This window comes from Legionella sheltonii, assembly GCF_026191355.1.
Classification (GTDB): Bacteria; Pseudomonadota; Gammaproteobacteria; order Legionellales; family Legionellaceae; genus Legionella; species Legionella sheltonii.
The window spans coordinates 144,597-156,054 of the sequence record NZ_JAPHOQ010000005.1; the positions used below are offsets into that span (position 1 = coordinate 144,597).

Sequence of the window (11,458 nt, forward strand, 5' to 3'; positions counted from 1 at the left end):
ACAGGAACAGGATTGTATTGTTTCTGAATAGATAGTTTTTATCAATTATTGGAAAAGTCCATTTCATAATAAGCGGGATCTGCATTTGTATAATGATTATTTTCTGTGGTTAATTTTATCGTTAAATCGTGACACTCTTTCTCTGAGATGCAAAGCGTCACGTGCAAGGAGCATAAACCGGATTTTATTTCATCGGCAGGCAATACAGCACATAAACCTCCTTTAGTTTTTATTGCATCAGGATTTTTTACCGAAAACAAAGGAGTATAATTTTGACAATCGGTACTTGTTTCGATGGTTGATGAATAAAGCGAGGTTTTATTGGTATTAATTTTAATTACAGAAATGAGCTCCCCTTTTTTTGCATATAAATTTTCTAATGCCAGTTGACAATAATCTGTTTCAGCGAAAACAGTACTGACAGCAAGAGAAGAAAGGAGCGATAAAATAAATTTGGTCATGGGGAATATTATGGTTTTGTGTAAGGATATTTTAATTATATTAGAGAATTTTGTTTTTTAGATAGTTATTTGTTTCGAAACCCTCACCCGACGCAACGCGTCGGTTAAGGGGGGTTATTCGCGACATATCGACTTGCTTTCGGCCAGGATGGAATAGACTTCATTATCACCAATGACGAGATGATCAAGTAAACGCGCGTCAACTAACTCCAGGGCTTCTCGAACTGATCTATCCCCACGAATTATGAGTTGAAATAAAGAGCGTCTCATGATCAAATGAGCGTCATTAAGACTCATGGAAATTAAAATGTTAGCTGTAGAAACCTATCTTTATAATTCGCTTACAGAATCATGTCCTGAAATTCATATATCACGATTGAATGCAGTAATGGATGTAGCATCAGGCTTAAGACATAGCCAAAACCTTTCATTAAGTGAATTAGGGAGGAACTTGCCTGGAGATGCAAAATTAAAAAATAAGATAAAGAAAGTTGATAGGCTGGAAGGCAATAAGGCACTGCATAATGAACTTTTTTCCATTTATCAAGGGTTATCAAGCTTTGTTTTTACTTACATCTCGCAAGATACAACCTTACCTTTGATTGTAGATATTTGCTGCTTAAAAGACGACCGAGAAATTCAAATGCTCAGTGCAGAAATAGCGTTAAAAGGTAGAAGTCTTCCTCTTTATCGAGAAGTGTATAGAGATACCGAAACAAAAGGACGAGCTAAGGACTTTTTAAAAGAGTTGAGTCTTTGTTTGCCCAAAAATCGTCGAGTAATCGTAATCATGGATGCCGGTTTTTATGAAGAATGGTTTAAAGAAATAGAAGCGCTGGGCTGGTATTGGCTAAGTCGTGTAAGAGGAGTTAAATCGGTACAATTATCCGAAGAACTGGGATGGAAACTCATTAAAGAACTAATCCCTGATATTAAATCTAAAACGACACATTATGAGCATGCTCTATTAACCAAAGAGCATACAAGACCTTGTAGGGTGGTTACAACCTATCGTAAGCCTAAGGGAAGAAAGGTAAAGACATCACGAGGAAAAACCACCTCGACACTGTCTAATGGAAGTTATAGTCAAGCTAATAAAGAGCCATGGATTTTGGCTACTAATTTACCATTGGATGTAGGGCCTACTGATATTATCAATCTCTATTTTAAAAGAATGCAAATAGAAGAATCGTTTAGAGATGTTAAAAGTCATCAATTCGGACTAGCAGGACGTTATGTGCGTACTCATTCAGTAGATAGATGGGGAGTAAAAATGCTTCTTGCTGCTATTGTGCAAATTACTTATTGGGTTATTGGAGTAATTGCACATAGTCAAAATAAACAACAATACTTCCAAGCCAATACGGTCAAAGATAAGAAAATATTCTCTTATTTTACCCTGGGTAAGCTTATGATTGAGCATAATCAGCTCTGTTCCTTAGCCCCTGACCCTAGAACCTTACAAGAGATTATAGAACAGGAGCTTAACCGTGTTTGGTAATTTCGTGGGGATCTTTCAGTTCTCGAATGCGTTCAGTTACAGCGATATCCTGATGACTGGGATCGGATAAACCTGAGGGGTGGTTGTGGGCGAGAATAAGTGCTGCTGCATTGAGTTGAAGAACACGTTCTATGATGGGTCTTGGATGAATTGTTAATCTAGGTCTGGTAATCTGGAACAAAATTCAGGAAAAATAAGAGCTATTCCGAATTGGTTTATTAACTCCTGCTCTCACAGAATGGCTTATCCACAAGTCCATAGGCCAGTAGAGCCTTCATCGTCTCGGATAGGCCTGTGGACCCTGTGGGTAAGCCATGACACACCGAACTATGTTTTAGAAACCGTACTAGGGTGTCCGAAATACACTTGAGCTGGTGTTAAATATCCAAAAGACTGATGGAGTCTTCGGTTGTTATAATATTCAAAATACTCAGCTAATTCCAGCTCTATCTCTTCGATTGTTTCGAAATCATACCGATAGAGTTTTTCTTGCTTAACACTGCGCCATAAACGTTCTATGAAAATATTATCGAGGTATCGGCCGCGCCCATCCATACTGATAGAGATTTTGTGGGCCTTCAAGGTATTGATCCAATCATTAGACGTGAACTGAGCACCCTGATCGGTATTAAAAATATCACACCGCCCCTGTAATAACGCGTTTTTTAGCGCCTCTACACAAAATTCTGCTTCTAATGTTGGGGACACCGCCCATTGAAGCACATACCGACTATACCAGTCCATGATGGCAACCAAGTAAACATGGCCTCCCTTCATACGCACGTAGGTAATATCAGCAGCCCAGACCTGATTAGGCTTAGTGATATCGATGTCACGTAATAGATAGGGGTACACGGTGTGCTCTTTATTGGGAACGCTTGTATTTGGCTTTGGGTAGACGGTTTCTAATCCCATAGCCTCCATGAGTCTCTTGATGCGTCGTTTACCAACAGGATAGCCAACTTCAAGGGACAACCATTGTGCGCGCTTCACTTTACCTTCACATGGATACTGGAGATAATGCTCGTCTAACAGCGCCATGAGCCGCTCGTCCTCTGCTGATATAGGAGACGCTTTGTAATAATAACTGGAAATACTCAATCCGAGTAGCATGCATTGTTCTCGGATTGATATTTCAGCGTTGCTATCAATCAGCTTACGCTTTTCATCCAAGCTCAGTGGCAGTCTTTTTTTTTAACCATGATAATTGGGCTTGAAGTCGACCAATTTCCTCATACAAAGCACCAACAAGCTCGGCTTGCTCTTTTTTATCCTTATCATGAGAATTGGAAAAAGCATCTGAAATAGCCTGCAATGCTGTTTGCTTCCATGCTTTAATTTGGGTAGGATGCACACCGTATTCGCTGGTCAGTTGAGCCTGAGTCAATTTTCCTTCAATTGCCGCAACTGCTATCTTTGATTTTTTTGATGCCGTGTAATAGTTTCTTTTTTTGCTCATTCTATTCTCCTCTGTTACTTAGAAGAATAGCTCTTAAAAATTACCTTTTTTCGTCCAAAAAACCGCGCCTATATCATGTTGCCGTATTGATGGTACCAGAAAAAAGTTCCTCATAGGCAATGATGCGATGTTGATTATCGAGAAACAAAGCGGCAAAAGTTTCATATTTATAATCGCGCAAACGTTTTTTTAAATACGCGTAGGTTTGTCTGCTGTTTGTGATTGGTGTATCTTTTTGTAATTGAATGAAATCACTGCGCCGACATATTTCTTTGACTGCTTGCAGCTGGGCATAACGAACTTCCCCTAAACCAGATATTTGCTTGAAGCATTGTTTATCGGCGTTAAGAATCGCTCGTAAATCGCCCATGTGTTTGAGGAGCTCAAAAGCGAGTTGCACACAGGATTTTTTACTATTGCCAGAGCTGATAAAGACAGCGAGTAATTCAGTATCTGAAAGACTTTGTACCCCATGGGTGAGCAGTTTTTCACGCAAGTTCAACTGCCGTGTTGATTGGACAACCGTCATTTTTCTATTCCTTTATTGCGAAGTTTATGCTTTGATCGGAGCTATTCTTATCAAAAATGACCAGTCATGCAAGATTTTATTGGCAAAAAAATTCTTCTTGGAGTATGTGGTGGGGTAGCTGCGTATAAATCAGCCTACCTAATTCGAGAGTTAACTCGAGCCGGAGCTGAAGTACAGGTGGTGATGACCCAATCAGCTCAGCAGTTTGTTAGCCCTTTGTTAATGCAAGCTTTATCAGGCAATAGCGCACGTACAGATTTATTTGATGCCGAGGCAGAACGCGCTATGGGACACATTGAGCTAGCGCGTTGGGCAGATTATTTAGTTATTGTGCCTGCATCTGCAAATATTCTTGCCAAAATGGCTCAGGGTATTGCGGATGATTTACTTTCTACTTTGTACCTCGTAGCAGAAGTCCCTGTCATAGTTTGTCCAGCGATGAATCATACTATGTGGGCTCATCCAGCAACCCAAGCCAATTGCACGATTTTGCGGGAAAGAGGAGCCATTTTTGTTGGGCCTGAAGAAGGTTCGCAAGCGTGTGGGGAGTATGGTTTTGGACGTGTGAGTGAAGTAGAACACATCATGAGTGCACTCCGTTTAAGTGATGTACACCAGTTATTGGCGGGTAAAAAAGTACTGGTCACCGCTGGACCTACTCGAGAGCCTATGGACCCAGTACGCTATATCAGCAATTATAGTTCCGGAAAAATGGGGTACGCTATGGCAGAGGCCGCGGCTATGGCCGGAGCGCAAGTTACTTTAATTAGTGGCCCCACTTCTTTACAGGCTTCGGCCGGGATCAAACGAGTTCAGGTCGAGTCCGCACAAGAGATGCTTGATGCCGTAATGCAAGAAATGCCTACAGATGGTATATTTATAGGAACAGCTGCTGTTGCAGATTATCGGGTTGAGTCACCTGCGTCAGAGAAAATGAAGAAAAAAAACCATGACGAAATGACGCTTAAGTTGATAAAAAACCCCGATATTCTCAGTCGTGTTGCTGATTCAGCTCGGGCTTCTTTTGTGGTTGGATTTGCTGCTGAAACTACGGATGTTGTGCATTATGCTACTGAAAAGTTACAACGTAAAAAATTAGATATGATTGTGGCCAATTCGGTTGGGAAAGGACTTGGGTTTGATAGTGATGTGAATCAAGTGATCGTCATTACAAAAAACAAGCAAATCGAATTGCCCTTAACCCATAAAACACGGTTGGCAGGACAAATTATTGCAATCATTGCCGCAACTCTGCAAAATGATGCGCATTGAGCTTTTATAGGAAAAATTATGACCCAAGCAATTCAATTAAAAATTCTTGATGCACGAATCGGCGATACCATCCCATTACCTACCTACGCGACCCATGGTGCAGCTGGATTAGACTTGCGAGTTTGTATTAATGAACCCATTCAAATTGCCCCCCAAGAAACCGTATTATTGCCAACAGGATTATCCATTTATATTGCTGACCCTAAATTAGCCGCAGTGATTTTACCTCGTTCAGGTTTGGGACATAAAAATGGTATTGTTTTAGGTAATTTAGTGGGGTTAATTGATTCGGATTATCAAGGTGAGCTTAAGATTTCTTGTTGGAATAGAGGCATTGAGCATTTCACCGTAAATCCAGGAGAGCGTATCGCTCAATTAGTTTTTATTCCGGTTGTGCAAGCCGCTTTTGAAATAGTGGACTCGTTTACTGAAACCTCCAGAGGCGAAGGTGGATTTGGCAGCTCAGGGAGACATTAAATGAAATATCAGCAAAAACAAGTTTCTCGTTCTGTGTTTCGTGCCTATGATATTCGCGGCATAATTGGACAAGAATTGGATGAGAATGCCTTTTATAGTATTGGACTTGCCCTGGCTTGTCATTTGCATGACTTAAAACGGCAACAAATTTTTTTGGCACGTGATGGTCGTCTCACCAGTTTTGCAATGGCTTCGGCTTTAAAGCAAGGACTATTGGATAGTGGGATTGATGTATTTGATTTAGGTGCGGTGCCAACACCAGTGATGTATTTTGCAATTCATACTCAAGAGATTGATTGTGGTTTGATGGTCACAGGAAGTCATAATCCAGCAAATTACAATGGAATTAAAATGGTCTTATTAGGTAAGACCTTGATGCAAAAAGACATTGATATCTTGTATCACTTGGTTCTTGAACGGAAGCGGATTGTCGGTCAAGGTAAAGATGTGGCATTTGATGTGCTGCCTAAATACAAGCAGCGTATTTTAAGTGATATAAAAATTAAACGTCCATTAAAAGTGGTGGTCGATTGCGGTAATGGTATTGCTGGTCCTATTATTCCCGAAGTGCTCAGTGAATTAGGTTGTGAGGTGGTGGCTCTTTATTGCGATGTCGATGGTCACTTTCCCAATCATCATCCTGATCCAACAATAGAGGCTAATTTAGCTGATTTAAAAGCCGCAGTGGCCGCGCACCAAGCGGATATAGGTTTAGCCTTTGATGGGGATGCGGATCGATTGGGATTAATTACCAATAAAGGTGAGATGATTTGGCCTGACCGGTTGATGATGCTCTATGTACGTGAATTATTAACCCGCCTTCCTGGAGCGACTATAGTTTTTGATGTGAAATGTTCAAGCCATTTAGAATCAGTAATTAAAGAGGCTGGTGGATTACCCAGAATGTGTCCCACAGGCCATTCCATCGTAAAACACGTGATGAAAGAAGAGGGTGCTGCTCTGGCAGGTGAAATGAGTGGGCATTTATTTTTCAAAGATCGTTGGTATGGATTTGATGATGCACTCTACAGTGCTTGTCGTTTGCTCGAAATCATTAGTGCCGCGGATCTAACGGTAAGTGAACAATTTGAATCGATTCCTAATAGCATTAATACTCCTGAACTGAAAATCGCTATAGCAGATGATGAGAAGTTTCAATTTATGAAACGCTTTAATGAAATGGCAGAGTTTCCTAAGGCACGAGTTATTGCAATTGATGGTTTACGTGTTGAGTTCGATAAAGGATGGGGACTATTACGTGCTTCCAACACAACTCCTTGTCTCGTTGCTCGTTTTGAAGCAGAAGATGAAGATAATTTGGAGCACATTCAACAATTATTTAAGAAACAAATGCATTTATTGAATGATAAGCTGGAGTTGCCATTTTAATGTGTACTGTAGCTTGGGTGTTGTATCGTCCGGATTAGCATAGCCTAATCCGGGAGCTTATGTGCCGGGTTTAAAGAACATATCGTCCTAAATAAGACACTAAATTTTTTATTGAAAAGTTTTACAAAAAAGAACACACTAAAAAGCAGTGTCATGATGATTTTTTTTACTATGATAAATGGAGTTTACGGTTGGAACATCTAAAGTCTTTCAATACTCCCCAAACGTCTCATGGTGTAGATGTGAATCGAGAAGGTAGGTCCGTTGTAACCATCGGACATGGTTGTCAATTGACTATTGCCTCTTCTCAAACATTGACGCATTATTCATCAGCGGTGGCCTTACCACCCCAGGCGATGGAAGCAATAGAGGCTTCATATCAATATTTGAAAGTACATGTTGATTCGAGAGTTCCTATTTATGGTGTGAATACAAACTTTGGTGATCAGGTTCGTTATATCGATGCTGCTCTCAAAGATACGGACACATTAGATTATTATGAATCCATTAATGAACGACAAGAAAACATTATCCGCTCACTTTCTTGCGGTTTAGGTACAGTAGTTTCACCTCACATCGTGCGTGTCACGATGATGTTGCGGGCTCATTGTTTGGCGCAAGGGTATTCAGGTGTTCATCCTGAATTGATCAATTCACTTTTAGATTTTCTCAATGCGGGTATTACTCCCGTTGTTCGTTGTTATGGATCTATTGGTGCTAGTGGCGATCTTATTCCTCTTTCCATGATTGCAGCAGCGTTGATTGGAGAGCCTGTCGCAGTCACTTATCAAGATAAAGTGATGTTAGCCCCTGAGGCCATTCAATTAGCTGGTCTCAAAGCATATAAACCCGTGATGCGTGATGGGCTTGCTTTGATTAATGGCACATCATTTATGACGGCAATTGCCAGTTTGGCAGTTTATGATTTGCATCATTTATTTCAATACATGTTAGCAGCTGTTGCGATGACCTTAGAGTCTTTACTCGTAATTAGTAGCGCGTACCATCCAATGGTACACCAACTGAAAAAACAGAAGGGAGAAATTGAAATCAATCAATTTTTCATCGATTTCTGGGAAGGCAGTCAATTATTGACGGATTTAGATGAGTTACGCACCAATGATTATACCTATAAACCCGTACAAGATTATTATTCTATTCGCTCGGTTCCTCAAGGATTTGGTCCTTTTCAAGAGAATTTGGAACGTGCAATTCAGTGGGTAGAAAGTGAAATGAATTCCGTTAATGATAATCCTGTTATTGATGTTGCTGCGAATAATATTCATCATAGTGCAAATTTTATGGGTTATTATGTTACTGATGCGTGTGATATTTTGAAAATGAATATTGCTCAAGCCTCAACGTGGATGCATGCATTGCTTGCCAATTTAGTCCATCCGCGTAAAAATCATGATTTACCGGTGAATTTAGTGCCTAATCCCGAAAAACACAACGGGTTCCGTTCCATGCAGCTGCTGTCTGCGGCGCTTGCGGTACAAAATCGCAAATTGGCCCAATCACATCAGGCATATACTTTACCGACAGAGGGTGATAATCAAGATGTGAACAGTTTGGGAACACATGCTGCTTTTGATTTGCAAGAGTCAGTTGCTAATTTGGAGCGTCTAACCGCTATTTTGCTGCTTGCGGCAACCCAAGCACTTGAATTGCGAGGTATCGAAAAGGCAAGTAAAAAAGCTCAATCCATATACCACAAGGTTCGTGATTATTCGCCAAAAATAGAGCATTGCAGACCCATGTCGGAAGAGATTGAGATAATGATTAATTTATTAAAGGATGGCAAAATATAAAGGTAGCTCAGTTCTCCTTATTGATAGTTACTCGGACGGTTGGATGCTCTCAATTTGGGTAATAGAGCCGTTCTTTGAAAGGCGCTGAGCACTTACATATAAAGGAGCAAAACGTGCGCCAATTGTCTCAATTATCCCTAGCGATTTCTGTTTTCTGTCTTTCTTCACCCGTCTCGGCACATTCCGATTTTAGTTTGCCTTTTGTTAATACCGCGGGCTTGGGGGTCGCTTATGCCGATTGGGCAACTGCTGATAGTGACTCATGTTACGCACGATCTATTTTAAGCAGCCATATTTTTAAGCTCCCGCCATGCAAGCTGATTTGCTCTAAGGATCAATCTGTACTTAATGGCAAAATGATTTAATTGAGTTTTTATCTTCAACAATTCCAGCTTGCAGTATGCAATAATAGAAGCATAAATATGATTACACTGAGTTTTAACGGTTCGAGTGGGCGACTTGGTTAAGCTTGCATTTTGCTTAATTGATTTGTGATACTCTTCAATCCGCCACCGTTTCTGGTACACTTCATAAAGACGTTCGGCACTACTTGGCATGTCATTAGAAACAAGATAGAGAATTCCTGTTGAACCGTTTTCGTTTTTGAACACTTTTTTCAGGAGCCTCACGGGGAAGTCTAGGCCTTTAAGCCAGACTGTGTGGGCTACATCCTCTTCTAATTCTAAAGCTCTTACTTGTTGGTACCGTCCGTTTTTGGCCTCGTTTTCAGATAAAGCTAACGTGCGGTTAGATTTAATCCCAATGATAAACGATTTTTGAAGGTCTTTATGGATGTGAACCATATTGGCCTTCGAGCCAAACCAGTTGTCTGCAAGCACATAATCAAACATCACTTTATTGGTAATGGCCTGAGTAATCAGGTTTTGAAATAATTGATTTTTGGTAACCGATGATTTTCTTCTGGCTTGTTTGGTTTTAATATCACAATAGGCAACATCTTTTTTAATCACCTCATACCCTATGGGTACACTGAAGTCAGCATAGCGAACCATGCATGACAAGATGTTGATTCCTTTGAGCACGCTCCCTTTAGCATGAGAGTAATGCCAACAATTAATTTCATTCTCATCCGTGTAGGGTTTCTCTTCGATGGAGTCATCCAGTATTAAGACACCACCAACCGTTTCTTGCGACCTCACTGGCTTTTTTACATAGCGCCAAAGGGATTTTGAATCAAAAGACTCAAAACGAAGAAATCGAGTCACCTTGTCATGCGCAAATGCTCCATCAACCAAATCAGATAATCCGGTGGCTGTCGCATATTTGTTCTGACAAATTAAATAATCACTATAAAGATCAAGCATATCCATTTAACTTCCTCCCTAAAATAAGGACGAAATTCTAATGCTTTTTATTCAAACTACAAGGTCATGTGCGTAACATGAGATAGTGATGCAAGTACGGCTTATACGAATCCGGCAGCACTTGTGAAGCTGCGTCATCAACAAATAGTGGGTAATTTATTAGGTATCACAGGGACAGCACGTTTTACAGGGACTTCAGTTACTCCTCCCTCTCCATTTCCTTTCCCCATAGTTCAATCTGGGGTAGCGCACAGTCAAATTAAAGCGTTCATGCCTTCATTTTATTATGCTGCTCCTCTTAATCAGCGCATTACATTCGGTTTAAACTTTACGACACCATTCGGTTTAGGTACGAATTATGGCTCTTCACGCTCCTCCATTGCGCGTTATGCATCCACGCGTTCCCAAGTGGTGGGGATTGATGTAGGTCCAAGTCTGGGGGTGAAGCTAACGGATCGTTTTTCTCTAGGCGCGGGATTTGATGCACTTCATTTGGCATTTACACTCAATAATATGTATGGTCCACCTATTTCTTTTCCTTTCGATTCACGACTTGAGAATCATTTAAGTGGCTGGGGATACGGTGGGCATGGTGGTTTGTTATTTGACTTGTCGTCGACAACCCGGATAGGGTTAAGTTACTACTCTAAAATCTCCATTACGACTAATGGGCACAGTACTGTTCATGTACCTTTTGGTGGCATCTTCAGAACAAATCAACAAGAAACTAAAGCCGCTTTGCCTGCTCGAGCTCAACTGAGTGTGCAACATGATTTTACCCAACGATGGACGGGCATGGCTACAGTATTTTACACCAATTGGAGAACATTTAATCAAATAACAATGGAGCATACGGAAACTCCTTTTGGAGTAACACTTCCAGTAACGATTCCCTTCAATTACCACAATTGTTTTGATTATGCCGTCGGTGCCACGTTTAAAACAACCGAAAAATTGTTATTACGAGGTGGAATTCAATTTATGAGTACTCCTTCTAATGATCACGATCGAGGCATTGCAGATCCGGTAGGAAGCGCAACTATCCTGGCTGTGGGAGCCCATTTTCAACCTACGGAGAATTTAGGCTATGATGTGGGTGTCGGTCATTCATTTTTTAACCAAATGCCGGTGAATCTCATTACTCCAGTGACCTCCCTTAAAGGACATACCAACACGCAAACCACTGCAATTGGTGGGCAAATTACGTGGAGTTTTGCATAACGTTCCCGTCGAC

The 11,458-nt window shown here is 40.8% G+C and carries 9 protein-coding genes and 4 pseudogenes; 6 read left to right on the forward strand and 7 right to left on the reverse strand.

Annotated elements, in window-relative coordinates; genetic code table 11:
* Positions 1-41: 41 nt before the first annotated feature.
* On the reverse strand, positions 42-461 hold the full coding sequence (locus OQJ26_RS07110) for a hypothetical protein (RefSeq protein ID WP_265703185.1): 420 nt from the start codon (positions 459-461) through the stop codon (positions 42-44).
* 114 nt (positions 462-575) lie between these two features.
* Positions 576-686 (reverse strand): annotated as a pseudogene (locus OQJ26_RS07115) (JAB domain-containing protein); the annotation flags it as partial.
* A gap of 70 nt (positions 687-756) precedes the next feature.
* Here OQJ26_RS07115 and OQJ26_RS07120 point away from each other — a divergent pair.
* Positions 757-1,962, forward strand: a complete 1,206-nt coding sequence (locus OQJ26_RS07120; protein WP_265702028.1) for an IS4 family transposase — start codon at positions 757-759, stop codon at positions 1,960-1,962.
* A gap of 10 nt (positions 1,963-1,972) precedes the next feature.
* Here OQJ26_RS07120 and OQJ26_RS07125 read toward each other — a convergent pair.
* From OQJ26_RS07125 to OQJ26_RS07140, 4 genes and pseudogenes are all read right to left on the reverse strand, one after another.
* Positions 1,973-2,116, reverse strand: a pseudogene (locus OQJ26_RS07125) (JAB domain-containing protein); the annotation flags it as partial.
* Between the two features lie 173 nt (positions 2,117-2,289).
* The gene (locus OQJ26_RS07130) at positions 2,290-3,135 is read right to left on the reverse strand and encodes an IS3 family transposase (protein ID WP_082650874.1); all 846 of its coding nucleotides are present in this window, start codon (positions 3,133-3,135) and stop codon (positions 2,290-2,292) included.
* Positions 3,128-3,421: a hypothetical protein gene (locus OQJ26_RS07135; protein WP_065235619.1), complete on the reverse strand. Its 294-nt coding sequence runs from the start codon at positions 3,419-3,421 to the stop codon at positions 3,128-3,130. The genes OQJ26_RS07130 and OQJ26_RS07135 overlap by 8 nt, the downstream gene beginning before the upstream one ends.
* Before the next feature lie 76 nt (positions 3,422-3,497).
* Positions 3,498-3,950: pseudogene (locus OQJ26_RS07140) on the reverse strand (JAB domain-containing protein); the annotation flags it as partial.
* A gap of 66 nt (positions 3,951-4,016) precedes the next feature.
* Between OQJ26_RS07140 and coaBC the strand changes: the two are divergent.
* The 4 genes from coaBC to OQJ26_RS07160 all read left to right on the forward strand — a co-directional run bounded on the left by coaBC (position 4,017) and on the right by OQJ26_RS07160 (position 8,899).
* Positions 4,017-5,222, forward strand: a complete 1,206-nt coding sequence (gene coaBC / locus OQJ26_RS07145; protein ID WP_265703186.1) for a bifunctional phosphopantothenoylcysteine decarboxylase/phosphopantothenate--cysteine ligase CoaBC — start codon at positions 4,017-4,019, stop codon at positions 5,220-5,222.
* A gap of 18 nt (positions 5,223-5,240) precedes the next feature.
* Positions 5,241-5,699, forward strand: a complete 459-nt coding sequence (dut, locus tag OQJ26_RS07150; protein ID WP_028380811.1) for a dUTP diphosphatase — start codon at positions 5,241-5,243, stop codon at positions 5,697-5,699.
* The gene (locus OQJ26_RS07155) at positions 5,700-7,088 is read left to right on the forward strand and encodes a phosphomannomutase/phosphoglucomutase (RefSeq protein WP_265703187.1); all 1,389 of its coding nucleotides are present in this window, start codon (positions 5,700-5,702) and stop codon (positions 7,086-7,088) included.
* Positions 7,089-7,279: 191 nt separating this feature from the next.
* A complete protein-coding gene (locus OQJ26_RS07160) occupies positions 7,280-8,899 on the forward strand; it encodes an HAL/PAL/TAL family ammonia-lyase (protein ID WP_265703188.1) in 1,620 nt (539 codons plus the stop codon).
* Between the two features lie 281 nt (positions 8,900-9,180).
* Here the strand turns inward: OQJ26_RS07160 and OQJ26_RS07165 are convergent, their stop codons facing one another.
* The gene (locus OQJ26_RS07165) at positions 9,181-10,230 is read right to left on the reverse strand and encodes an IS701 family transposase (protein ID WP_265701959.1); all 1,050 of its coding nucleotides are present in this window, start codon (positions 10,228-10,230) and stop codon (positions 9,181-9,183) included.
* Between the two features lie 87 nt (positions 10,231-10,317).
* On the opposite strand from OQJ26_RS07165, the pseudogene OQJ26_RS07170 reads away from it, so the two are divergent.
* Positions 10,318-11,445 (forward strand): annotated as a pseudogene (locus OQJ26_RS07170) (OmpP1/FadL family transporter); the annotation flags it as partial.
* Positions 11,446-11,458: the final 13 nt, after the last annotated feature.